Genomic DNA, 23,959 nt, shown 5'->3' with positions numbered 1-23,959 from the left:
ACACACCTGCACACAGGGTGTCAACAGTTCTGAACGGTTTTTTGCCGCAAAGGCCGCCAGCCCGATTGGCTCAGGTGTCTGGTACAGACTGTCTGGCGCAGGGAGAGGGGCAAGCCGCAAAGCCCTCCCCTCTCCACAAACCATACACCGGCTACTTGCCGAACAGAATTTCCTGATAGTTGGGCAGGGCCCACAAGTCGTCGGCCACGCGCACTTCAAGCAAATCCGCATAGCGGCGCACTTCAAGCATACGGGGCAGCACGTTGTCGCGATAGCTTTGGGCAGCCTCAAAGCTGTAACCCAGGCTGTCGGCCTTGTTCAGCACGTCTTCAAGCTGGCCGCAGGCATCCTGCATGAGGCGCAGGTTGGAAGTAATCTCGGCCAGAGTGACGGTTTTGGGATCCTTGCCGATGGCGCGCATGTTGGCCGCGGTGGCTGCCAGTTCGCCCTGATAGCGCATGCCCGCGGGGTAGATGATGGTGTGCGCCATACGGATAACCAGATTGGCCTCGGTGCGCACGGTTTTGCAGTACTGCTCAAGATAGATTTCCTGCCGCGCCTTGAGCTCGGCCCGGTTGAGCACGCCAGCCTTTTCGTAGAGGTTGATGACCTCGGGCTTGGTGAGCTCGGCCAGGGCTTCGGGGGTGGTGCGCAGGTTGGGCAGGCCACGGCGTTCGGCTTCCTTGTGCCACACTTCAGAGTAACCGTCGCCGTTAAAGATAACGGCGCTGTGCTCGTCAATAACGTGGGTGATAAAGGATTCCAGAGCCTGATTGAAGGTCTTGCCCTGGGCCAGTTCCTTTTCAAGCCAGTCGGCGGCAAAGCCCAGCGAATCGGCCATCATGGTGTTGAGCGCGGTGATGGAACCGGCAGCAGACTGGCTGGAACCAAGGGCGCGGAATTCAAATCGGTTGCCCGTAAAGGCCACGGGGCTGGTGCGGTTGCGGTCGCCCGGGTCGGCGGGCAGCGGGGGCAAGGTATCCACACCCAGATTAAGGGCGCGGCCAGTGCGGCCACCGGCGGCGTTTTCAACGCGTCCGGCGCGGAAGGCTTCAAACACTTCCGTAAGCTGATCGCCCAGGAAGATGGACATGATGGCCGGCGGGGCCTCGTTGGCACCAAGACGGTGGTCGTTGCTGGCGCTGGCAACAGTTGCACGCAGCAGGCCGCCAAACTTGTGCACGGCGCGGATCATGGCGGCGCAGAACACCAGGAACTTGGCGTTGGCGTGCGGGGTTTCGCCGGGATCAAACAGGGTTCCCAGCTCGGCGTTGCCGATGGAATAGTTCAGGTGCTTGCCCGAACCGTTCACGCCAGCAAAGGGCTTTTCGTGCAGCAGGCACTTGAGGCCGTAGCGCTTGGCCACGTTGCGCAGCATGGACATGATGATATGGTTGTGGTCCACGGCCAGGTTGCTCACCTCAAAGAGGGGGGCAATTTCGTACTGGCTGGGGGCAACCTCGTTGTGACGGGTGCGCACGGGCACGCCCAGCTTGTACAGCTCGCGTTCCACTTCCATCATGTACGAAAGCACGCGCTGCGGAATAACGCCAAAATACTGGTCGCTGAATTCCTGGCCCTTGGCAGGACGCGCGCCAAACAGCGAGCGACCGGCGATCTGCAGGTCGGGGCGGGCAAAATTGAAATTGTGGTCTATGCAGAAATATTCCTGCTCAAGACCAGCGTACGACACGATGGGCAGGGGCGTATCTTCGCCAAACAGGGCCAGAACACGATGGGCCTCGCGGTTCAGGGCCTGACCAGAGCGCAGCATGGGGGTCTTTTTGTCCAGCGCAACGCCCGTCCACGAAAGGAACATGGTGGGAATGCACAAAAACGTGCCGTTGCGGTTCTCCATGATGTAGGCGGGGCTGGTCACGTCCCACGCGGTGTAGCCGCGAGCTTCAAAGGTAGAGCGCAGGCCGCCGGAGGGGAAGGACGAAGCGTCGGGTTCGCCACGGATAAGCATGGAGCCAGAAAATTCGGCAATGACGCCGCCAGCGCCGTCGGGCATCAAGAAGCTGTCGTGCTTTTCGGCGGTCTGCCCGGTGAGGGGATAAAAGATGTGGGTAAAGTGGGTGGCCCCCTGCTCGATGGCCCAGTCTTTCATCACTGCGGCAACGGTGTCGGCAATGGCAGGATCCATGCGTTCGCCGAATTCGATGGTCTTGCGCAGAGCCTTGTACACGCTCTTGGGCAGACGCTCGCGCATGACGCGGTCGTTGAACACGTTGCAGCCAAAAATATCGGTGGGTTTGGTTTCCACGAAGTTGAGGGGGGCTGCTTCGGGTTTGTAGGTGGTAATGGCCTCGATGGCGCTCTGTCTGGCGGATTTATTGCTCATGGACGAACCTCGCGCTCAGGGCGGGCGCTGTATTTGGGGTGCGATAATCCCGCATATGGCGTTGGAATACGCTTCTGCAAACAGCCGCTGTACGCCCGCGCCCGTGCTGCCCTGAAGCACGCGGACAAGGGGAGCCGCCGCAAAAACTGCGGGCACCCGAGCGCCCGCTCCAAAGCCATGTCATCCGGCCTGCGCCACAATAGCGCAGGTAAAAAACAGCACAAAACCTCATGTCAAAAAGGTGCGCCGTGCGCGCCGCCGTGCGGCGGCCCGTTGTGCCAGGCGCACCCCCTCAACATATCAGGCAAAAACCCAGGCTAGGCAACGCTCACGATTTCGATTTCAAAGGTCAGCGTTTTGCCCGCCAAAGGATGGTTGGCATCAAGGGTGATTTCGTCTGCGGTCACTTCGGTGATGGTCACGTCCATCTGGCCCTGCTCGTTGGAAAGCTGCAGGGGCACGCCCACGTTCAGGGGAATGTGGTCAGGCACCTGGGCGCGGGGAACGGTGAACAGAAGTTCGGGATCGGCCTCGCCGTAGGCGTCTTCAGGCGCGATGGTAACGGTAACGGTTTCACCCGCTTCGCGACCTTCAACGGCGGCTTCAAAACCCGGAATCAGCATGCCCTTGCCCAGCACAAATTCAAGGGGGTCGCGCTCACGCGAAGAGTCGAACACCGTGCCGTCTTCAAGGGTACCCGTGTAGTGCGCGCGCACCGTATCGCCTTTTTTGATAGGCATAACTACTCCATATAGTGTGTATGGGCGGTCTGCTGCACCACCTGGCCACATTGGCGGCCGGCACTGCGCAGGCACAAGCCGCCCGCGAAAAGAATAACGCCCCATTGTAAAGTACAAGCAAAACATGACAGGGGGTTTCTGTCAATGTTGTACTGCGGGAAGTGCCCGTCAGCCCCTTGTTCGCGCGGGTTTGCGGACTTTGACCGCACACCGTTGCAAGCCCCTGCTTGCATGCTTTGCGCGGCCCTGTTTTGCACCACGGCTGGCTGTGCAAGCGGCTGCAACACCTGCCAGCGCACTTGACAGAGCAGGAAACCGAACAGATAATCAACAATTGCTCTCAACGGGAAAATTCCGCTCTGGTCTGGGCGGCTCACGCAATCTTTCAGAGGTATTTTTATGTCCGACATCCGCTCCACGTACACCGACGAATGCAACTTTTATGGCCGCCACACCCCCCGCGAGCTGGCTGAAACCTTTGGCACGCCCCTGTATGTTTACAACGAGAACGTGCTGCGGCAGCGTTGCCGCGACCTTACTGGCCTTTCCAAGCACCCCGGTTTCGGCGTGAACTATTCCGTTAAGGCCAATGCCACCCCTGCCCTGCTGCGCATTGTGCGCGAAGAAGGCCTGGTGGTGGACGCCATGAGCCCCGGCGAACTGTACATGGACGAACTGGCCGGTTTTACCCCGTCAGAAATTCTGTACATTTCCAACAACAATTCCGAGGCCGAACTCAAAAACGCCGTTTCTCGCGGCCTGCTTATCAGCGTTGATTCGCTCTCGCAGCTCGATACCCTTGGCCGCATCAACAGGGGCGGCAAGGTTATGGTGCGCTTTAACCCCGGCATTGGCGCTGGGCACCATGCCAAGGTTATCACCGCGGGCAAGGACACCAAATTTGGCGTCACCCCCGACAAGCTGGACGAAGTGTTTGCCCTGCTTGAAAAGCACGACCTCACCCTTGCGGGCATCAACCAGCACATCGGTTCGCTCTTTATGGAGCCCGACGGGTACCTCGACGCCGCCGAAGTGCTGCTGCACCTTGCCGACCGCCTGCCCGCCAGCATGCTCGCCAAGCTTGAAGTTATCGACTTTGGCGGCGGCTTTGGCATTCCTTACCACAAGTACGAGGGGCAGGCCCGTCTGAGCATGGCCGACCTTGGCAGCCGCCTGCACGCGCTTATCAACGGCTGGTCTGAAAAATCTGGTTACAAGGGCCGCTTCCTCGTTGAGCCGGGCCGCTATGTGGCCGCCGAATGCTGCGTGCTGCTGGGCTCTGTGTATGCCGTGAAAAACAACGGCGACAAGCGCTATGTGGGCACCAACCTTGGTTTCAACGTGCTGGTGCGCCCGGCCATGTATGATTCATTCCACGATGTGGAGATCTACGGCGCCGACAAGCAGGCGCGCAAGAACATGGTGCAGACCATTGTGGGCAATATTTGCGAAAGTGGTGACATCCTTGCAAAAGAACGCGAACTGCCCGTTATTTGCGAGGGAGATGTGCTTGGGGTACTTGACGCCGGAGCTTATGGATTTACTATGGGTTCCAACTACAACCAGCGTCGTCGCCCTGCTGAAGTTCTCATTCAAAGCGACGGCACTGCCAAACTTATCCGCCGCCGCGAAACCCTTGAGGATCTTGCGCGCTGCCTGATGGATTAATGTGACACAATCACGCGGCATTCCCGCGCAGCAGGCCCGGCCCGCGCCCGACCTGAGCACTTCTCCCCGCGCAATCTGGCGGCTTACCTGGCCCCAGATGCTCATGATGTACCTTATGTTCTTCATGGGCTTTGTGGCGGTGTGGGTTGCGGGCCAGATAAGCGCGGACGTGCAGGCGGCGCTGGGCATGGTAAACCAGTGCGGCATACTGCTGATGGTGGTTGCCATGGCCATATCGAGCGGCGCAACAGCGGCTGTAAGCCAGTCGCTGGGTGCGCTCAAGGTCATGCGCGCGCAACGCTATATTGGTACGACGGTTATCGGCTGCCTGGGTCTCGGTTTTGCTGTGGCCCTGGCAGCCGCTTTTTTCAGCGACGGCATCCTGCGCATGCTCATGGTGCCCAAAAGCATCATGCCGCAAACCAGCGAGATGTGGGCCGTCAGCATGCTGGGCCTGCCCGCTCAGTATCTGTACGCCTCAACCGGGGTCATGTTTCGCGCCACACGGCAGGTGCTGCCCCCCCTGTGGGTTGCCACGGGCGTATGCCTGTGCAATCTGGTGGCCTGCCTTGGCCTCGGACTTGGCTGGTTTGGCATGCCCAACATGGGCTACATGGGCCTGATATGGGCCAACGTGGGCGCGCAGTATCTGGGTGCGGTGTGCAACTGCGCACTGCTGGCGCATTCCGGCTATCTGGGCCGCTCTTCACTGCCATCGCTGCGCTGGCTCAAGTCTGGCCTGCCCTATCTGCTCAAGGTAGCACTGCCAGCGGGTGCTGCGCAGATTGTGTGGCAGTCTGGCTACATGACCCTGTTTGTACTGGTGGCCTCGCTGCCCGCCGACAGCGTCAACGCACTTGCCGGGCTTAACGCCGGTCTGAGGGTCGAGGCCCTGCTGTTTTTACCGGGCATGGCCTTTAACATGAGCGTGGCCGTGCTGGTGGGCAACAGCCTGGGTGCCGGCAAGCCCGCAGAGGCGCGGCGCGTGGCCCTCAACATGGTAGGCCTTGCGGCTGTAACCATGACTTTTATGGCCGCCCTGCTCTGGCCTTTTCGGCAGGAGATTGCCCATCTGCTCTCGCAGGAACCGGGCACGCAGGCCCAGATTGTGAGCTACCTTACCTACAATCTGCTCTCCACGCCATTTTCCATAGCCAGCACGGTCATGGGCGGCGTGATGACGGGGGCCGGAGCCACCAAGTACAATCTCATGATTTTTGGCGGCAGCTTCTGGGTGGTGCGTCTGCCCCTGGGCTGGCTGCTCGGCCACATTCTCTGGGGTACAGCCTCTGGCGTGTTTGTGGCCATGCTCGTATCCCAGATTCTGCAAACCTGCATCATGCTCTACGTGGTGCTGTTCCGCGACTGGACGCGCTTTGCCATGAGCCGTTCCCGCCAGCCGCAAACCCCATAAATACCGCCTGAGAGGCCGCAGCAGCGGCCACCGTGGCATGCGCCCGCGCACTGGCGTGCATCTGTGCATTTGGACGCGAGGAGACAACCGTGAGCAAAACCTTTACGCCTGTCAGTTTGGACGGACGCCAGCAATATTACGAACTGTGGGCCCGTACGCCCCAGCGCTCGCTGGACTACACACTGGCCAACCTCTGGGGTTGGCAGGACTATTACGGCCTTGAATGGTGCTTTGACGACAACCTGTGCTGGATACGCCAGACGCGCCCCTATCAGGTTTGCTGGGCACCAGTGGGCGACTGGAACGCCGTTTCGTGGAAAGACCTTTTGCCCTGCGGTTTCAATCCCGAAGCCCACAACATTACCCGTGTGCCCGAAAAACTGCTTGAAATCTGGCAGCGCGACCTGCCCGGCCTTGTGGACGCGCAGGAAGACCGTGGGCAGTGGGAATACCTGTACAAGCAGGAAGAACTGGCCGAGCTGCCGGGCAACCGCTTTCACAAAAAGCGCAACCATTTCAACAGCTATGTAAAAGCCTACGGCGAGCCGAACTACCACACGCTTGACGACGCCATGGTGGAGGACGTGCTGGCTGTGCAGGACGACTGGTGTCAGTGGCACGAATGCGAAGAATCGCCCTCGCTGCGGGCAGAAAACGAAGCCATCAACCGCGTGCTCAGCCACTGGAACTGTTTTACTGGTCTTGTGGGCGGCTCGCTCTATGTGGACGGCAAGATGGTGGCCTTTAGCGTGGGTGAAAACCTCGACGGCGCAAACCTTGGCGTGCATTATGAAAAAGGCCTCAACGGCTTCAAGGGCGTGTACCAGACCATCAACTGCCTGTTCTCCCGCAACGCTGGGCAGGGCTTTACCTACATCAACCGGGCGCAGGATCTGGACGAAGAAGGCCTGCGCCAGGCCAAGATGACCTATCTGCCCGCCGACTTTTTGCGTAAATACAAGGTGTGCATTCGCAATAGCTGACCGCTGACAGCATAATTCTGAGCAGCAGAAAAACCGCGCAGTTGCCTGATAATGGGCAGCTGGGCGGTTTTTTTATTATCCCCGCTGGCCCGGCATGTGGCCAGACGCCGCCCTGCCCCGATAACTATGCATGGTGAGGCAAGGCAGCAGGCTGGTTCATCGCACTGGAACGATACGGAATATTGAAGAAAATGCTGGTCCGTGCGGCAGAACTGCCGTGTCGGCAAAAATGCAAAACCCCGGCACGGACCGGGGCTTCGCAAAAAATAAACAGTTGAGGTGGCAGGATCATGCCATATTTGGTATTCTTGTCAACATAAGATACCAGATTGAAAACCCAAACAGTTCCGCTACCATTCTGACCGCGCGCATATTGCATTGAAAAATTTTTATGTGCAATACCAGAATGATGGAGACTTATCACGCCAGCCAGTTGCACGCCGCGCGCGACCGGCAAGAGCATTCGGGCCCGAGAATCGTGTACAAAAGAAATAGTCCAGATGGTTGTACAGCCTGCTAAGCTTTAATCCTCAACACAAAGGACTAATTCTAGGATGGCGGGCATGCCTTTATGGACGGAACTGGAAGCTGGCAAGGAGTACCGTGCCAGACAGCACATGATGTCGCAGATCGTTGCAACCATCAGATCAAGCTGTCCGTTATGCCCACTATCCGCAACTTGCCTGCAACCATAATACGTTACAATGGATTACACCTGCCTTTCGCAGTACAAATCATACTGCGACATGCAGTCTCCGCTGCTACAGCACGCCAGAGCAGGCCATTGGGTGCAACCAGAAAAAATAAATCAGTTTTTACAAAAAAAGAAAGGGCGCGAAGGTTGCACCCTTCACGCCCCAAAAAATGAGTTTTGCGCATAATTTTGCGCACGCAAAACTACAATCACCCAAAAACTGGCGTCACCAACGGGATTTGAACCCGTCTTAGCGGCTTGAGAGGCCGCTGATCTTAATTTGCCATAGCTATCATTAATTTTTATTATCTTTCATTTTCACATAGATAGAAATTAACCACTTGCACCTAGTCACATCTTTTGGCAACTAGTAATACATAAAAGGTTGGAAATAAGGTTGGAATTTTTGGATAGGAGAAGGCACTATGGCAGAGCGCACACGCATGAAGACGAATTACCCGGGGGTCTTTTACCGAATTGCCCAACGAAAAGGTCGGCCCGGCGAGGAGCGCATATATTACATTGTCTTTAAGCAAGACGGCAAAGTTGTTGAGGAAAAGGTTGGAAGACAGTATGCTGATGATATGACTCCCGCACGAGCATCTGGTATCAGGGCGGAACGTATAGAAGGCAAACGCCTATCTCGCAAAGAAATTCGCCAAGCAACACTCGCGACCAAGACCGCAGAAGCTGCCAAACCGACCATTGCTAGATTGTGGGACCAGTATCAACAAGCATTTCCAGACAGAAAAGACACGAAAACAGACAGATTGCGCTTCAACCTCCATTTGAAAGACATATTTAAAGACAAAATTCCTAATGAAATAACAACTATTGATGTTGACAAACTCCGCCATAGACTTCTCAAAACAGGTAGAAGCCCACAAACAACAAAGCACGTCCTTGCTCTGCTCCGCCGTATAATTATGTTCGGCGTAAAAAAAGGGCTCTGCTCAGCACCAGACCCTTCAAAACTTCACTTTGAAATGCCAAAGGTTGATAACCAAAAAACGGAAAGCCTTACCGCAGATCAGCTCAAAAAATACTTGGAAGCAATTGACAGGGAGCCTGATCAAGATGCTGCAGCATTCTTACGCCTTGCATTAGTTACAGGAATGCGTAAAGGCGCCCTGATGGCACTGCGATGGACCGATATTGACTATGAAAACGGATTTATTTTGTTGCGAGGCGAGGTTGCGAAGAAAGGCAAATCAGAGCGTATCCCCCTTTCACGTGCAGCACGGGCTATCTTGCAAAATATTTCTTCAACCGAGAGCCCTTTCATTTTTCCAGGAAAAAGCGGTGGACAACGCAAAGATTTCCGAAAAATTGCTGTTCGCGTAAAACAACACGCGGGACTTCCAGACGACTTTCGCCCTCTGCATGGATTGCGGCATGCTTATGCTTCACTTCTTGCCTCCACTGGAAAGGTCGACCTATACACATTACAAAAACTTTTGACTCATTCCAATCCGCAAATGACGCAGAGGTACGCCCATCTTGCCGATGAGGCAATGCTGAGGGCGGCCAGTGTTGCTGATGAGATATTTGACATGGATACGGAGAAAAAATGATGCCAGAGTCACACCGAGATCAGACGACGTTAGAAGAGTCGTTTTTCTTTTGTGAATATGCGAAACGCAACTTTGAGATGTCAGATAAAAACAATGGGACCGTTGAAGAAGGCATTGATTATATATGCGAGACTTCAAAAACGTTCTTTAAGAAAGAAACGCCAATCGGCATGCAAATAGATTTGTTTACTGACGTTATTTACAAATATGAAGCGAAAAAAATTGGATTTCAATACAATATTTCATTTGAAGGGAGCAAATTTTACTTATTTGCGGTCACTATTGAGCCCTACATCGAAAATTTTCTTACAATATCAAATTTTTTCAAAGTGAGTGCTGCATTTTTACCGTTTCCATATGACATGAAAGAAATTGCCATGCAGGTAAAGTGCGGAAAAGGCGTTCCAGCATCGTTCAAGGCTCTCGACAGAATAGATAGAAGATGTGTGGTTATATTTCATAACAATCAGGATTATGTGTATTTTGGCATTGATAAAAGCCTCCCTCTTGATGAAAGCATCGATGTTATTAAAAAGCAGGTCATACTTTTTAAGTCAAGGGGTGACTATAAAAATTGTACGCAAAAAAAGATTCTCAAGGAAATACATAAGGAATCAAAATCAGGATCATATAGACAATCTATGAACAACTTATTTTATAAAACTACGGGGTTGTTAATTTATGATTTATATATTTCAAACAATTTTGACCTTGACACGGCGTTTACAAAGCAAAGAGCGCATGCTCCTCAAGTTAAATGTGACCCAAGTAAGAAGCCAACGTCTGAAGATTGCATAAAATGCAACCATTTTTCTTCATGTGCAGATTTGTGGAAAAAACAATTCAACATTGCTGTTGAAAAAATTAGCGGCACAGAAAAAAATGAAACGTATCTAAAACGCATAAGGAATAATCCGCCAGAGAATCCGCTTAAGAGACGCGCAATTAATTTCTTTGAATATAAATTTAATTGGAACAATGTGGAATAATTTTTTCCTAAACTCCCAATCGTACGACACTAAAACATGGAGTTGTCGAGCAATTAAAAATATTTTCTGGCGGGGTATTTCTGAACATTATTGGTTAGAGAGGCGCTGATTAACGACCGAGTTGTCTTTAACTGTCACTACAACTAGCTTTTATGGAAATGTTTAATCAGAATTACCTATTAATATACTGAAAACATGTTAGAAAACACTCACGCAGGAAATATCTAATTCTGAGCAAGAGCCTCCCCACCGTTTTGAACGGATCGTAGGGGAGGCTTTTCTCTTTCCCCTCACGGTCTCCCTTGTGTGTTTTTAGAAAAGTACACAAACCTATAAAATAGGAAACATTCCCAATACTAGATTTAAGCTTTTCTTGCGGCGTACACGCTTTTTCCACCCTCCTCACTTCCTGTATCTAGAAAGCCGGAGCTCCAAGTTCAACCAAGGAGGTCGGCTATGCCCACCGTAGAAACAACATGTCAATGTCTGACAGAGCAAGAGGTTTCAGCCCGAACCGGCTTAAGTCTTTCCACGCTCCGTGCGCATCGTTTCAAGCGCATAGGAATCCCCTATATAAAAATAGGGCGTTCTGTGCGCTATCGAATCTATGACTTAAGTGCATACCTAGATGCACACCGCATTGATCCGTCAAGGATCAACTAACAAACATCGCGAGCATATTTGCTCTTTGACAACTAAATAACGAAGTTCAGAAAAAACACTCACACGCGCCATATTGCATGGTGCCACTGCCAAATCAATGGTTGAGCACCACAATGGGCATTAACTGCAGCTTCTCCATCAGCTTACACCACTGGGAAGTCAATAAGGAGGAATTTATGAATAATGACCGAATCATGAACGGTGCAACGGTCGAAGTTGCTAGCGCCACCCGAAATGGTGAATCCAATTTCGCCACTCCAACGCTTCAGAAAAAACGCAACCGACTTTCTGCCTCTGAAAAAAAGGCAAAACGCAAGGCAGTTTCAGACGACTACCTAGCTGGGCATCCTAAGCTTGCCATCATGTTGCGCCAGGGCCTGAGTAAATCCCAGTTCACAGAAATTCTAGCGGACCTCTTCATGAAGGACAATCTCACCCCAAGGGCTCCGGAATATGAGGTCGTCGCGGTGTCCACAGCGATCAAAGCCTTATCGCAGTTTGCAGGGACTACCGCAGAGTACGTGCGGGTGAAGCATGATGCCCACAGCACGATTTTAACCCACTACATCCAGGAGATCGATAATGAGCACAATCAATAGGGATATCACTATACCGAGCCTTGAGAGCAAGGCAATTGAAGTTGAAGTTCTTCCACCGGATTTTTCGGCGACTAGTTTCAGTGAGCAAATTAGTGACACCGTCGAAAAGGTGCTCCTTGCTGCCGTGAACAATCTCGCAGACACATCTCAAGATAAGTTCGACAGGATCAGTACAATTAGCATTAAGACGAAATTTCGGCTTGAGCTTGTCCCTGATACTCTGGAAGTCAATGTTTCCGTAGGGAGTTAAAAGGTCAGTCTGTTAGGCGGGAAAGTGTCTCCCGCCTAACAGACTTTGCCAAGGAGAATATTAATGAGTTTTGATAGCCTCGTCGTTCAGGCCGATAAAAATGGTGGAAGCGCCAGCATGGTTGTTGGGTTCAATTTTCTCTCTCAATCAAGAAAGCACTGCTTGCCCAGTAAGCAAAGCTCTCCTCCGGTTTCTCAACCTCAAAGTAATACGACTTTTTCTCAGCCCCAACTTGGGATGATTCACTCCCAAAGAGCTGCCCCCATGAATCCACTTCACGAATTAGAGTGGGCGAACCGGTGTTTCAATGAAGCCAAGGAATATAAAAAAAATGCGGAAGAGAGTGAGCGTAAAAAGCGCATCAGCCAGAAACAATGGAGCTTAAGCGGTGCTCAAATCATTCCGATTCAGAATATACAACTCGACAGTTTTATCCCTTATATTAAGTCACATTGCATTGCCAATACTGCATATTATCTATCAGGCCTGACGGGATTAAATGCACTTGGAATTATGTATGCCATATTGGCGTCCGTTTCCATTGCGACATGGGGCAGGATTAACATAAAACTCACTGATACTTGGTCTGAGCCAGCTGTCGATATGATAATACAAGTCTCCTCAGCAGGCACAAAAAAATCATCACTTACAAAACACCTACGTGCGCCATTCAATTTGTTTTGTTCCGAAGCGAATGAAATGTTTGAGGAACTATCAAAAAATGCCAAAGAAAAGAAACGGCTAGCATCAAAGGCTACTGGAAGCCGTTCAAGAAAAATAATTGAGGCTGCCCTCAAAGAATGTGCAACAATGGAGCAGAAAGACGAATTGGACTTTCTTCAGCGAGCTATTGATGAGGCAGCGCAATTCAATTGCAACCTAGCGCAATCCGTTGAGATAACTCCTCCGGTCCAGATACTGGTAGACAAATGCACATCTTTTCAACTAGCAGCCGCTCTTAGTGAACAGGGGGAATGTCAAGGATGTATAACTGCTGAAGGTAATATGATTGCCAGCAGGATGCTCTGCTCGCCAGAGGATGCATACCTGTTTCTTCGCGGGCACACGCAAGAGCCATACGTGTATGAAAACGCAAGAAAAAAAATTAATTTGGCACACCCTGCGCTACCGATGATCAACCTTGTGCAACCTGTAGTAGCCTCCAAACTGTACGCCAACGAATTCTTAAATGAAAACGGCGTGACTGCACGCTTTGTGCCCTATTTTCACCAAGGCTCAATACTTGCGCCGTACGGATTTAACATGGGGGATGGCCTAGCGGCATATAATTCAAAGATAAAGAGCCTTCTCCATCTTTATCATACGCAAGATAAGAATGCTCCACGCTATGAAGTTGGAGTAACCCCTGACGCGCTAGAGCTCGTTAAAAATTTTGAAAAGCATATTCGGTATAATGAGATTCCAATTATGCCTGAAGCTGCAGCTCCTTGTATGCTGAAGGCACATGGACAAGCGGTACGCTTTGCGTGGGATATTCATGCATGGAATACCGATCAACCGCATTTGCACCCTATTAATGCGGAAGAAATACAGACGGCAATCACCCTTGTCCGCGCTTCATTTTCACACATCAAGTACGCATACAGCCCATTAGGATTGGCCGCCTACAGCGTGGCACGCAAGATCCTTGAAAGTTTAGGCAATGTCACAGATTTTTGGGAACAAAACAAACTCATTGCTGATGGGATAGACTCGACAACACTACAACAACGTATTGGCTGTAAGTCTAAAGAGGTAAACAATGCATTAAGGCTGCTTGAAACGTATAACTATTTAGCTGTTTACGACGATGCAACAAACAACCTTAAGGTCGCTCTGCACCCCAATTTCTACGACTGTGTAAATTAGTTAGAAAAGCGATAATTATTCAATTTCATGCACGTAAAGGCGTCTAGGCAATGGTCCTAGACGCCTTTTTTGTCAAATTTATCGGCAAATCAGCGTGTCATTGTCATTTGAAATTGTACTTACCTCTAAGTACTAGGGGGGAAATTACATCTATGCGTACTGTTTTAGCTAATTATAGCCATCTGGATTAACAGCAATAAAACCAAGTTAAAAGTTTTTCTCCCGCAAGGAACATATTTATGATAACAGTTTCGCACTAATGATCTTGATTTGATACATCATCAAAGAATGAACTTTGTCGCATAATATATTATGCTGAAATATTGGAATTATTTTTTCAAATCACCCTCTCTACCGGTAAGTATGAAACACAATTTCCCCCGGTTAATTAGTAATATCCTAATATTATTAGTTAAGCATATCATGAAGCAACCTAGTTGGTTAAATGCAAATACCACATAACTAAACGAATTTAATTTAAATTATAAGATAGATCTAAAATGCATCCGTAACCATAAAATATTTTTAGGCAACTAAAAACAAACACAAGAAGTTAAAACATCCACCCCCTCTAGTTGCAAACAATACAGGGGTATGCATTACCAAGATGCATACCCCTGTTATTATTTACTCAACCAACTAATAAAATGACTTTTATAAAAAATGGAGAACTATCATGCCGAACACAACTACATCAAATACGTATCGTGGCTACACTATAAACACTGGCAAGAACAACAACCTGCCATGCAGCACGAAACCTTTAGACCAAATCATCAATACTGTTGAGTACATGACAGATAACCATTCAAAAGTTCTTGCTTTAAGAGCAGATATCCATTCTGAACAAGACACTGAAAGAGTCCTTACAAGAAGAGAAGTTACACGTGTCATTGAGAACACCAAAAGAAACATCAATTCAAGATTTAAAGACTCGAAGAACCAACCAGACCTTAAATTCATTGTAACAACAGAGCAAACCTCTTTAGAAGCCAAACCTCATTTCCATGTCATGGCACTAGCAAACGGCAATGCCATCCAGAATGGATACTCTGTCTATGCAGAACTCAATAAGCAAGTGAAAAACAAGCTTGGTACTGACAATGATGGACTAGTTCATTTCTCAGAAAGTAATGGACAGAAAGGCATCATGATAGACAGGAACGCAGATGATTTTGAGCAGAAGAAGAACAACACAGTGTATTCTGGGAGCTATCTGGCTAAAACTAGAACCAAGGAACACAACCCGAAGGGGTCAAGGGTGTCATCTTCATCCAGGGTAAAGAAGAGTAATGCCGACTGAAAATCACTGATTCTGCTGTGATTGATATACCCAATTCCATGAATAGCCAGAGACATGACAAAAGAGAACCTTTAGGGTTTTGTTTAGGATGAGCCCCCTATTAAAAGCTTTAATCCTGTCATGCCCTATCGCTCTATGCATTGAAAAGGCGAGTGTTGTTTTCACGAGCAACACTCGCTTTCATTTTTCATTCTTCAAATTCATCACTCTGGCAGTTTCTGCAACCAAATTTACAAGTGCTTCCTGCCCAGCGCCAGGAACGGTCATAAGGATTTCCGCAATTGAAGTAGCTTTTTCAAGGACCGCATCCGATTGGGTTCTGAAAAAATAGCTGACAGGACATTGCAGATGGGCAGCGAGGTCTTCTAGGCGGCTCATTTTAGGCGCTATCTTCCCTTTTTCCATCCGTGTCATGGCATCCTGAGTTATGCCTAGCAATGTTGCCAATTCCTTTTGGCTCAGCCCAAGCTGCCTGCGGCGTACGGTGATATTCTCTCCAACAAGCTCTGCAAGTTTCATAAGCATACCTCTTAATTACATTTGCCATGAAATTTGCATCGCCTGTCTAAGATTTTTAAATTTAATTATCGACTTTTAAAGTCTATATAGCTAGAATTGAGCTGGCTTGACTCTTGAACCAATCAAAACTTTGCCAAGGGTAAGGAGGGAAAATGGGATTTAGCTCAATACGGAAAGTCGCTTTGGCGTTAACCCTGATGGCTGTTAACCCCATCAGCTCAAACGCTGCCGACATATGGGACACCACAGGAGGCATAACGCTCAGCAGCGACACGGCAGTGACTTCCACAACTGCTACCTCGCAATCGGAGAACATTACCATCAGCGGCGGAACAACTCTGCTGCTCAACAATGGAACGCTTAATCAGGCGACAGGATTGGGTACAGCTCCGCTCCACCTGGATAACAGCGGCAACATCTCCGTACTGGGCGTCAGTGGCCTTGAAGACCGGCTCAATGGTCGAGCTGTGATCCGGGGAGGTTCTGTAGTGTTTGGGGACAATGCGTCTCTGGTGAGCAATAGCCTGTCCATCCGCGAAGGAACGACAGTCACTCTGGGCTCAAGAGCGGGCAGCCTGACCACAAGCAGCCTTGGCATAGACAGTTCACGGATCAATATCCCGCTGGTGGCAACGCAAGCTTCTGATGCACCCATCAACCTTGGATACGCGGGCAACGGGTATGCAGCGAGTGGTAGCGGTGTTCTCAGCTTTAACCCGCATCAGACTGGAACGGTTGATCTCGGCACAATCACCATCAATGGCCTGGTTACAAACGTTACCAAGGCAAAAATCGGAGTGGGACAGACCCAGAACATTTATCTCGCCACCGGCGTGACCTCTATTGACCAAGGCAGCGCAGGAACACCTGTTTCTGATTTGTCAGCAGTGCAGCTAACGACCAATGATGTGCTCTTTTCCATGTCGGGCCTGACCTACAGCGGTAACTCTTTGCTGGCTTCAGTATCTCGCAGAGCAGCTCAGGCGGCTATGCCGATGTTGCCGAAAGAACTGGCTGGGATTGTTGATGGTTACACCCCTGGGACCAATGCTTTCATGGACTCGGCTGTGACCAAGGGCTCATCGGCAGCTCAGGCCGTTACCTCGGCCTCCTATGCTTCCTCTGTAGGGGCCGGGGGCGTGGCCGCAGTTTCCACAAACACCCAAAACGTTGGGGCAATCGCTGCCCGAGCCTCAGGCCAAGCTATGGCTCCGGGAAGCGTTACCGCATCACTTTCTGGAGATTCAGGAGGCCAATCCGGCATGAGTGCGGGTGATTCGTTGGATGACCCGTTGTGGAAACAGGGATTGGGCATATGGGCCAGCCCCGTTTACATGCATGATCGTGGATTCGGCATCAGTGTGGGCAGCTTTGATACTGGCTATAATGCGGACACGTATGGGCTTGTGTTCGGTGCGGATTACACCTTCGGAAACTATCGAGTGGGCGTGGCTGGCAATCTTGGCGCAGGCTATGTGCAGTCAACGGGAGACCTGGCTAAAACAAAGAACCATCTCAATTATGGCGGCATGAGCCTGTATGGCAGCTGGAACCTTGATCCCTTCACGCTAACTGCCAGCGGCGGCTGGATGCGTACCCACAACAGTCTAGATCAGGAGAATGTGGCTGGAAAGCTCACTGCAGACTATGACGCCGATCTTTGGTCTGCCAATCTGCTGGCGGAGTACACCCTGCATGCAGCCAGTGTGAATATCATCCCCAGCATGGGAGTCAGCTACGGATTTTATGACCAGCACAAATTTGACACCGAAATGCAGGGTTCAGCCATTGCCAATAATGGTCGGGCACAGCTGAACATCGTCAACATCCCCGTTGGTATTCGTGCGAATACGGATTTTTCTGTTGGCAACGGCGTTCTGACGCCAGAGCTGCGCGCCCGTTGGATTTCCAGTGTGGCAGATACGCACCTGACGTATGATGTGCGCATGCCTGGCAGCACTGGTGTGGCTTCAGCAAATAGTCCCATGCTGGACAACCAGACAGGGGAAGTCGGAGCCGGGCTTAAATACAGTATCGGTGATTTTTCCATAACAGCAAACTACGACTATCAATTCTCTGAGCACCATGCTTCACACGGTGTGAATGCTCTTCTGCGTCTGGAATTCTAGCAGAGTGGGCTACTGTCTTTCTGGACAGTGATCCCTTCAAAAGACTGTAACTGAGAAATCAAACGAACTGGAGCTGACAAAAATGGCCATGCTGGAAACGGCGTTCCGGTACGCCAAAAAGGTATGGGATTTCGTTGATAATTTGGTGGATGAAAAAAACAAGGAGATTGCAAAATATCAGGCGAAATACCGCGATTGTAGCAAGGATGAGTTGATTCAGCGGTGCCAGGACTCTGATTGCTGGGCTGAAAAAATGGCGATCGGGAGTATTATGAAGAGAAATGGCTGGGTACCACCCAAAAAAGATGGTGCAGAAGGAGAAGAATTATGAGCAGATGCAGTCGGTGCAATGGTAAGGGAAGAATTGAATGCCCGCTGGAATACGGCACTGATCGCCACCCAGAAAATTGTCCCTCATGCGGAGGAGATAACTGGGTGACCTGCCCGGACTGCGACGGCAGCGGGCAATCTGACGACGATTAGCGTTGAAAACGCATATTGATGTTGACCTTCCCCTTATGGGCTCTGCTGGATCAGGGCCCATTTTTTTGCACTTGTCCCCTCCCCGCTTTATTCTGGCACGACAGCCCCACACAAAGACAAAATACTATTCAACCCTTTTGCAAATGGATAGTAAATATATGCAAAGCAAGCTCGCCACGCTGACCCTATTTCTAATTTTCCTCGCAGGCTGTTCCACAACCCCGCGTGAGACTACCTTGCACCTTGCCAAATCTTCAGGATTTACGGAGGTGCGTTTCCCAACAGAGCAATTTACCTTATATGGGCAATTCCGCCATGGTGATCGTGAGGCAAGGAAAACGCTGCGAATCTATATTGAAGGAGATGGCCATGCTTGGAGCACTCGCACAAGGCCATCAGGTGACCCTACGCCGCGCGATCCTGTGGGCTTACGACTGGCGATGGCTGATCCCAGCCATGATCCAATACTGTATTTGGCACGTCAGTGTCAGTTCGTTACAGGGAGTGACCTCCGGAACTGTTCTGCGAAATACTGGACATCAGCCCGCCTTGCGCAAGAAATTATCGGCAGCCTTGGCGCGGGCATCAACAAGGCCAAAGCAACTTGCGGTGCTAAGAGGATTATATTGGTTGGATTTTCAGGTGGTGGAGGAGCAGCGGCGCTGCTGGCTGCCCGGCGAACTGACGTGATTTTTCTTGGCACTGTCGCGGGCAACCTGGATACGGATGCCTGGGCCAAGCTGCACGGCATAAGTCCGCTCGCGGAGTCGCTTAACCCTATTTCCGGGGCTCATCACCACCCATCGTACTGATTTTTATTAATCTTTCATTGGTCTTTCAGAATGCAATATATTTTTTTAACTAAGCTAGAGGACGGGTAAATCTACAAAAGGCGTCTCAAAAATTTGCTCAGCGACATGCTGCTTAATATTTTTTATCAATTTATTGATTTGCGTATCGTTCCGTTTATGTTTTGAGACCAATATCCCATAGTCATTGCGGGGTAAAACATGGTCCAGAGAATAAACAGCTAGGCCATCAATTGACATATTTGTTCTTATATCGCGGAAGCATAGTTCATCGAAGATAGCAGCTCCTATCTTTTTACGGACAAAATCCAGCATCATATAGTAGCTATTAGTAGAAATATTTGAATTATACTCATAAAGTTTTTTTAAGTTCAAGCGTTCTTGCGAAGCGACACTTGAGACTGTAAAGTCTTCAACGTTAAACCCAATAAGAGGTAAACGGCGCAACTCCTCCAAGGAGGGCTGTATTGAGACTGCCCACGGGCTATCAGTTGATAAAACGAGAAGTTGGCGTGCTTGGAATAACACATCCATGTTTTCCTCAACCGGCAATTCCAGACCACCACCTGTGACAATATCAACTTTATTATCATGTAATGCTGATAATGCTTGAATACATCCACACTGATAAATACTCACACTAAAATTATTTTCATGAAAATTTGAAATGGCTCCAGCAACTAAATGTGCAAATGATGTTGTACATGCAATCCTAATTTTTATCTGATCGATATTTTTATATGAAGAAACATCAAAATTCATCTTTTCAAACAAAAGAAAAACTTCGGTAGTCCAGTTTAAAAGTTTTTTCCCCGCCTCATTCAAAACCATTTTTTTCGTTGTTCTGTCAAAAAGTTCAATGCCCAATTCTTCCTCTAGGCAACGAATTTGGTAGCTGATTGTGGAGGCGTTACGGCACATGTGTGCGGCGGCCTTATGGACGCTCCCCGTACTCGCGACGAAGTAAAAACCCCTGAGCCTCTGTAAATAATCTCCGCTACGTTCCCTCAGCACTAAAGCTCCTGTAAATTCGATAAAACTACACCCGCATTTGAAAGCCCGAATGGACATTTCTTCAATAAGTAATCAAATGATTACTTATTGGTTATACTTACCTTTTAAACCAAATTAGTCAAGTTTCTAAATTGTACAATATTTACAATGAAATTCTCTAAAAAGTTTTATGTAAAAAAATAATATACATAAAATACAGTTTCAAAATACTTTTTGTCATTTACTTTTTGCACAATAACATTATTAAAGATTTTTTCAAAATTCAATTATATGCGATTTTTTTGCTTAGTATATTATATATTAATTCAATATAGCAATAATTCAATAAAATAGTGTTTATAGTATATTTTTCAAATTATACATAAATACTTTTATATTAAATCTTCATGAAATTCCTACAGACCAATTTTGAAGATTAAAAAAACCGAGCATGGCGGTTCTATTACCAAACGATACCGTCAGTATGGCCTGAACAACTCACAATTTATTGTAATGAAAATGCTTGGGGTATGATATGCAAGCCGTAAGATGCATTCCTTCTATCTGTGATCTGACCCTTTGAGCAGACCCAAACTTATTTCTATCGTCGCGCGCTGCTTAGACCTTTCCGCCCTTTTGTTTCTGCTGGCCGCGCCCTTTGCCAATACACGGCCCTCCCATCATGGCACACTGATGCACTCAGTGGTTTTGCGAAAAGTAACACCATTAAGAATGGCGAATCTACTGCTACTGCCACCTCATCGAACATATTCGATAAAATTAACTTATCATTCTAAATAATGATATTGATCTTTGTCAGCGGTTTAGTGCAAAAAATAAAATATGAAATTAACCAAGCACGCTGAAGCACCATAGATGTCTTTAACCTTGCTGCAATGGTTCATCAGGCATTTTTGAAAAAACCCGAACACAGCATTCAGACCACTGAGTTCTTCATAAGCATAGCGCACCGTGCCGCCGCAGTGCTGGGACAATCCGAGAATAATGCACAGCACTATTTTTTATCACAACCAAATTCTCCTTGGCAGATGAGAAGTTGTCTTCGATACAACAAATTATCTTCGTTAAGTGTCTACAATATTTTACGTATATATGAAATTTTAATTAGCCATGAAGAACGCCATCCCCCAAAAAGCAGTCAGTCGCTCTCCTGTTATTCGCATACTGGACGTTGCTTTGGGACGTTGCAATCCTCGCTGCCACCATGCTGCAGTGAATGGAAATATAGAGTCCTGTGCCTACTTGGTGGCCGCAATGATGCCTGTAAAATTCGGCCACGACACCTTCTCGCGCCTGTTGTATCCGCCCGAAGACAGCCCCCCCCTGCGCGTCGTGGGACACCATGTACCGCCAGCATAGACTCCATAATCAGTCATTTAAGCACGGCACATTTTCATGCACTGGCAACAATTATGGACGAATTTTCTTCATAAATATGTTCAACAACACTGTAAACATAAGCAGTAAACAAAAATATGTACGAACCACAACTCATACACAATGCCATGTACAAATAAGTGTTTGACAATAAATTCAGTTGTCAAGGAAAATAAAACAGTATTAGGAGACATGCTAATGTGCATTTATAATATGGAGGCTCAGAAATGAAGATTTTATCAAAAATGCTTCTGTGCATTCTTTTACCAGTAATCATAGGACTATGTATTATTGGGATTACAGCACACGATATGGCAAAAACAAACCTCCGCTCTATGATGTCACAAGATTATGGCATGCTGGCAGAAGTACAGGCGCGGGAGTTGGATAATATTATCCAACTCCTCCGCAATCTTGCCATTAATATTTCTCAGACAAATAACGCGGTTGAGTTTGCCTCTGTCATCTACAGGGGACAACAGCCGGACATTTCTCTTTCAGAAGCTGCAGCACACGCACTGCGTACCGTTTCACAAACTTTCCCACGTATTGAACTGGCGGTGTACTTCGACATGAAAGGCATTGCCAAGGCTCATAGCAATCCCCAGAGTATTAACGCAAACCTCAGTTCCTATGAGGCTGTGCAAAAAACCCTCAAGGGCGAGGCGGCCATTGAAACTCGCGTTTCCATGGTGACTAAAAAGATGGGAACAATCATCACATCGCCGATCAAGGAAGGAGATGTTGTTATAGGTGGTCTGCTGCTGCTGGTTGACATGGAAAAACTTGCTGAAAGTACGACAGACCGGATTCATTTTGCCAAAACGGGGCATGCTTTTGTGTATGATGCCGAGGGCAAACTCCTTATTTATAAAGATACAGCCTATGTGGGAAAAAACGAATCCGACCTGCTTTGGGTACGGAAAATACTTATCGAAAAGAACGGACGCCTACCCTATACTTGGGAAAATAAAGATTATATAGCCTATTACAATGAAGTCCCCGCATCAGGCTGGATTGTGGTCTTAACGGGCGAGAATGACGACCTAGTCAGCGGCATCACAGTCATGACGCGCAACCTTATGATACTTGGTTTTTGTATTGCGCTTTTGACGGGGCTCATTATTTTCTTTGTGGCACGAAACTTTGCAAAGACACTCCATGACATAGGCAATATTGCGGAATATGTGGCCGAGGGCAACATGGAGCTTTCTTCAGAAATGCACAAAACGTTTGAAGAAAAATGCACAAAACGAGATGAAATCGGCGTGCTTTCAAGGGGTCTGCGCACCATGCTCAACAACCTTGTGCACATGGTGGGTGAAGCACGGGAAAAAACAGACGAAGCGCAAACCGCCATGCAACAGGCCACAGCTGCCATGCAAAAAGCGGAAGAAGCCACAAAGCGCGCCGAGATGGCCCGCCGCGAAGGGCTGCATGATGCGGCAAACCAGCTTGAAGGCATTGTTAATGGCGTTGCTTCGGCTTCGGAGCAGCTTTCTGCCCAGATTGAACAATCTGACAATGGCGCGGAGCAGGCCGCCCGGCGCATGACAGAAACGGCCACCGCCATGGAAGAAATGAACGCCACCGTGCTGGAGGTTGCCCGCAATGCGGGTGATGCGGCCAAAGCCACGCAGGATATGCACAGCAAGGCCCGTGAAGGTGCCAATATCGTCAATGACGTGGTAAAGGGTATGGACAGTTTGCATGCTGTTTCCAGCTGCCTAAAAACAGAGATGGAAGACCTTGAGCATCAGGCAGAAAGCATAGGTCAGGTCATGGGTGTCATTTCAGACATAGCCGACCAGACCAACTTACTGGCTCTCAATGCCGCCATTGAAGCCGCACGAGCGGGAGAGGCCGGACGCGGATTTGCCGTGGTGGCCGATGAAGTACGCAAGCTGGCGGAAAAGACCCAACAGGCAACTACCGAAGTGGGGCGGGCCGTGGAGCATATTCAACGTGCAACACGGCAGAGCATGATCAATGTGGAAAATGCGGTGGATGCCATTACTAATAATAATGACCATGCCCGGCAGTCCGGCGAGGCGCTGCACGAAATCCTCACCGTAGCGGAAAGCGCCGCCGATAAGGTGCGCGCCATTGCTACGGCCGCTGAACAGCAGTCTGCTTCATCAGAAGAGATCAACCAGTCCATTGAAGGCGTATCCTTCATATCCAGCGAACTTTCCACCGCCATGAATGAAGCCTCTGCGGCGGTAGGAAGCCTAGCAAAGCAGGCCGCGGAATTACGCAGCCTTATTGATGCCCTGCGCACTACTAAATAAGTACCCTTGGCCATCAATATTTATGGAAGATGCGGAGACGAAATACCCCCTGTTTCGTAAAATAACCTTTAAGATTTTCCATTAGTTGCTAATATAATGGAAAAAATAAAGTATCATAAAATATTTATGACATCGCGAAACAAGGAAAAAATATTCCCACTATCACTAACCATAGGAGTCAACACACGGAATGCTCGTTTTCGGTGGGAAAAATCCACCTGCTCGCATTTCGTGGCAAGGATTGGCA

Annotated in this window: 20 protein-coding genes; 14 read left to right on the top strand and 6 right to left on the bottom strand. The window is 49.2% G+C overall.

Annotated elements, in window-relative coordinates; all coding sequences use genetic code 11:
* Positions 1-151 precede the first annotated feature (151 nt).
* The 3 genes from F8N36_RS05820 to F8N36_RS05810 all read right to left on the bottom strand — a co-directional run bounded on the left by F8N36_RS05820 (position 152) and on the right by F8N36_RS05810 (position 3,494).
* A complete protein-coding gene (locus F8N36_RS05820; protein WP_291331862.1) occupies positions 152-2,344 on the bottom strand; it encodes a glutamine synthetase III in 2,193 nt (730 codons plus the stop codon).
* Positions 2,345-2,661: 317 nt separating this feature from the next.
* Complete coding sequence (locus F8N36_RS05815; protein WP_291331861.1) at positions 2,662-3,084, bottom strand: peptidylprolyl isomerase; 423 nt, start codon at positions 3,082-3,084, stop codon at positions 2,662-2,664.
* Positions 3,085-3,086: 2 nt separating this feature from the next.
* Positions 3,087-3,494 carry a hypothetical protein gene (locus F8N36_RS05810; RefSeq protein WP_291331860.1) on the bottom strand — a complete coding sequence of 136 codons (408 nt, stop codon included), beginning with the start codon at positions 3,492-3,494 and terminating at the stop codon, positions 3,087-3,089.
* Between F8N36_RS05810 and lysA the strand changes: the two genes are divergently transcribed.
* The 3 genes from lysA to F8N36_RS05795 all read left to right on the top strand — a co-directional run bounded on the left by lysA (position 3,484) and on the right by F8N36_RS05795 (position 7,149).
* The gene (gene lysA, locus F8N36_RS05805) at positions 3,484-4,752 is read left to right on the top strand and encodes a diaminopimelate decarboxylase (protein WP_291331859.1); all 1,269 of its coding nucleotides are present in this window, start codon (positions 3,484-3,486) and stop codon (positions 4,750-4,752) included. The two genes, F8N36_RS05810 and lysA, sit on opposite strands and share 11 nt — an antisense overlap.
* A 1-nt stretch (position 4,753) precedes the next feature.
* Positions 4,754-6,166: an MATE family efflux transporter gene (locus F8N36_RS05800; RefSeq protein WP_291331858.1), complete on the top strand. Its 1,413-nt coding sequence runs from the start codon at positions 4,754-4,756 to the stop codon at positions 6,164-6,166.
* Between the two features lie 89 nt (positions 6,167-6,255).
* The gene (locus F8N36_RS05795) at positions 6,256-7,149 is read left to right on the top strand and encodes a phosphatidylglycerol lysyltransferase domain-containing protein (RefSeq protein WP_291331857.1); all 894 of its coding nucleotides are present in this window, start codon (positions 6,256-6,258) and stop codon (positions 7,147-7,149) included.
* A 124-nt stretch (positions 7,150-7,273) separates the two neighbouring features.
* Here the strand turns inward: F8N36_RS05795 and F8N36_RS05790 are convergent, their stop codons facing one another.
* Positions 7,274-7,612 (bottom strand): hypothetical protein, encoded by a 339-nt coding sequence (locus F8N36_RS05790; RefSeq protein ID WP_291331856.1) that lies wholly within the window; start codon positions 7,610-7,612, stop codon positions 7,274-7,276.
* A 656-nt stretch (positions 7,613-8,268) separates the two neighbouring features.
* On the opposite strand from F8N36_RS05790, the gene F8N36_RS05785 reads away from it, so the two are divergent.
* From F8N36_RS05785 to F8N36_RS05760, 7 genes are all read left to right on the top strand, one after another.
* The gene (locus tag F8N36_RS05785; protein WP_291331855.1) at positions 8,269-9,417 is read left to right on the top strand and encodes a site-specific integrase; all 1,149 of its coding nucleotides are present in this window, start codon (positions 8,269-8,271) and stop codon (positions 9,415-9,417) included.
* The gene (locus F8N36_RS05780; protein ID WP_291331854.1) at positions 9,417-10,406 is read left to right on the top strand and encodes a hypothetical protein; all 990 of its coding nucleotides are present in this window, start codon (positions 9,417-9,419) and stop codon (positions 10,404-10,406) included. Before F8N36_RS05785 ends, F8N36_RS05780 begins: the two co-directional genes overlap by 1 nt.
* 456 nt (positions 10,407-10,862) lie before the next feature.
* Entirely contained in the window at positions 10,863-11,069 is a 207-nt protein-coding gene (locus F8N36_RS16325) for a helix-turn-helix domain-containing protein (protein WP_366247035.1), read from the top strand.
* A gap of 176 nt (positions 11,070-11,245) precedes the next feature.
* On the top strand, positions 11,246-11,668 hold the full coding sequence (locus F8N36_RS05775; RefSeq protein ID WP_291331853.1) for a hypothetical protein: 423 nt from the start codon (positions 11,246-11,248) through the stop codon (positions 11,666-11,668).
* The gene (locus F8N36_RS05770) at positions 11,652-11,918 is read left to right on the top strand and encodes a hypothetical protein (protein ID WP_291331852.1); all 267 of its coding nucleotides are present in this window, start codon (positions 11,652-11,654) and stop codon (positions 11,916-11,918) included. The genes F8N36_RS05775 and F8N36_RS05770 overlap by 17 nt, the downstream gene beginning before the upstream one ends.
* A 63-nt stretch (positions 11,919-11,981) precedes the next feature.
* Positions 11,982-13,787 (top strand): DUF3987 domain-containing protein, encoded by a 1,806-nt coding sequence (locus F8N36_RS05765; protein WP_291331851.1) that lies wholly within the window; start codon positions 11,982-11,984, stop codon positions 13,785-13,787.
* A 676-nt stretch (positions 13,788-14,463) separates the two neighbouring features.
* Positions 14,464-15,090, top strand: a complete 627-nt coding sequence (locus F8N36_RS05760) for an inovirus-type Gp2 protein (RefSeq protein ID WP_291331850.1) — start codon at positions 14,464-14,466, stop codon at positions 15,088-15,090.
* Between the two features lie 180 nt (positions 15,091-15,270).
* On the opposite strand, the gene F8N36_RS05755 is transcribed toward F8N36_RS05760, so the two are convergent.
* Positions 15,271-15,609, bottom strand: a complete 339-nt coding sequence (locus F8N36_RS05755) for a helix-turn-helix transcriptional regulator (protein ID WP_291331849.1) — start codon at positions 15,607-15,609, stop codon at positions 15,271-15,273.
* A gap of 152 nt (positions 15,610-15,761) precedes the next feature.
* Between F8N36_RS05755 and F8N36_RS05750 the strand changes: the two genes are divergently transcribed.
* The 3 genes from F8N36_RS05750 to F8N36_RS05740 all read left to right on the top strand — a co-directional run bounded on the left by F8N36_RS05750 (position 15,762) and on the right by F8N36_RS05740 (position 19,033).
* Positions 15,762-17,738 carry an autotransporter outer membrane beta-barrel domain-containing protein gene (locus F8N36_RS05750; RefSeq protein ID WP_291331848.1) on the top strand — a complete coding sequence of 659 codons (1,977 nt, stop codon included), beginning with the start codon at positions 15,762-15,764 and terminating at the stop codon, positions 17,736-17,738.
* An 82-nt stretch (positions 17,739-17,820) separates the two neighbouring features.
* Positions 17,821-18,069: a hypothetical protein gene (locus F8N36_RS05745; protein ID WP_291331847.1), complete on the top strand. Its 249-nt coding sequence runs from the start codon at positions 17,821-17,823 to the stop codon at positions 18,067-18,069.
* A 310-nt stretch (positions 18,070-18,379) separates the two neighbouring features.
* Entirely contained in the window at positions 18,380-19,033 is a 654-nt protein-coding gene (locus F8N36_RS05740; protein WP_291331846.1) for a hypothetical protein, read from the top strand.
* Between the two features lie 54 nt (positions 19,034-19,087).
* Here F8N36_RS05740 and F8N36_RS05735 read toward each other — a convergent pair whose 3' ends face one another.
* Positions 19,088-20,101: a LysR family transcriptional regulator gene (locus F8N36_RS05735; protein WP_291331845.1), complete on the bottom strand. Its 1,014-nt coding sequence runs from the start codon at positions 20,099-20,101 to the stop codon at positions 19,088-19,090.
* Positions 20,102-21,648: 1,547 nt separating this feature from the next.
* On the opposite strand from F8N36_RS05735, the gene F8N36_RS05730 reads away from it, so the two are divergent.
* The gene (locus F8N36_RS05730; RefSeq protein ID WP_291331844.1) at positions 21,649-23,712 is read left to right on the top strand and encodes a methyl-accepting chemotaxis protein; all 2,064 of its coding nucleotides are present in this window, start codon (positions 21,649-21,651) and stop codon (positions 23,710-23,712) included.
* Positions 23,713-23,959: the final 247 nt, after the last annotated feature.

It is taken from the genome of Desulfovibrio sp., assembly GCF_009712225.1.
Classification (GTDB): domain Bacteria; phylum Desulfobacterota; class Desulfovibrionia; order Desulfovibrionales; family Desulfovibrionaceae; genus Desulfovibrio.
This window is presented reverse-complemented; position numbering and strand designations above follow the sequence as displayed.

Bases quoted from the DNA above. Each gene is read 5' to 3' on its own strand.
- F8N36_RS05785 (WP_291331855.1), top strand. From the start codon at position 8,269: ATGGCAGAGCGCACACGCATGAAGACGAATTACCCGGGGGTCTTTTAC.
- F8N36_RS16325 (WP_366247035.1), top strand. From the start codon at position 10,863: ATGCCCACCGTAGAAACAACATGTCAATGTCTGACAGAGCAAGAGGTT.
- F8N36_RS05755 (WP_291331849.1), bottom strand. From the start codon at position 15,609: ATGAAACTTGCAGAGCTTGTTGGAGAGAATATCACCGTACGCCGCAGG.
- F8N36_RS05820 (WP_291331862.1), bottom strand. From the start codon at position 2,344: ATGAGCAATAAATCCGCCAGACAGAGCGCCATCGAGGCCATTACCACC.
- F8N36_RS05745 (WP_291331847.1), top strand. From the start codon at position 17,821: ATGGCCATGCTGGAAACGGCGTTCCGGTACGCCAAAAAGGTATGGGAT.
- F8N36_RS05760 (WP_291331850.1), top strand. From the start codon at position 14,464: ATGCCGAACACAACTACATCAAATACGTATCGTGGCTACACTATAAAC.
- F8N36_RS05815 (WP_291331861.1), bottom strand. From the start codon at position 3,084: ATGCCTATCAAAAAAGGCGATACGGTGCGCGCGCACTACACGGGTACC.
- F8N36_RS05775 (WP_291331853.1), top strand. From the start codon at position 11,246: ATGAATAATGACCGAATCATGAACGGTGCAACGGTCGAAGTTGCTAGC.
- F8N36_RS05735 (WP_291331845.1), bottom strand. From the start codon at position 20,101: ATGTCCATTCGGGCTTTCAAATGCGGGTGTAGTTTTATCGAATTTACA.
- F8N36_RS05790 (WP_291331856.1), bottom strand. From the start codon at position 7,612: ATGCTCTTGCCGGTCGCGCGCGGCGTGCAACTGGCTGGCGTGATAAGT.
- lysA (WP_291331859.1), top strand. From the start codon at position 3,484: ATGTCCGACATCCGCTCCACGTACACCGACGAATGCAACTTTTATGGC.
- F8N36_RS05810 (WP_291331860.1), bottom strand. From the start codon at position 3,494: ATGTCGGACATAAAAATACCTCTGAAAGATTGCGTGAGCCGCCCAGAC.
- F8N36_RS05765 (WP_291331851.1), top strand. From the start codon at position 11,982: ATGAGTTTTGATAGCCTCGTCGTTCAGGCCGATAAAAATGGTGGAAGC.
- F8N36_RS05740 (WP_291331846.1), top strand. From the start codon at position 18,380: ATGCAAAGCAAGCTCGCCACGCTGACCCTATTTCTAATTTTCCTCGCA.
- F8N36_RS05770 (WP_291331852.1), top strand. From the start codon at position 11,652: ATGAGCACAATCAATAGGGATATCACTATACCGAGCCTTGAGAGCAAG.
- F8N36_RS05730 (WP_291331844.1), top strand. From the start codon at position 21,649: ATGAAGATTTTATCAAAAATGCTTCTGTGCATTCTTTTACCAGTAATC.
- F8N36_RS05780 (WP_291331854.1), top strand. From the start codon at position 9,417: ATGCCAGAGTCACACCGAGATCAGACGACGTTAGAAGAGTCGTTTTTC.
- F8N36_RS05750 (WP_291331848.1), top strand. From the start codon at position 15,762: ATGGGATTTAGCTCAATACGGAAAGTCGCTTTGGCGTTAACCCTGATG.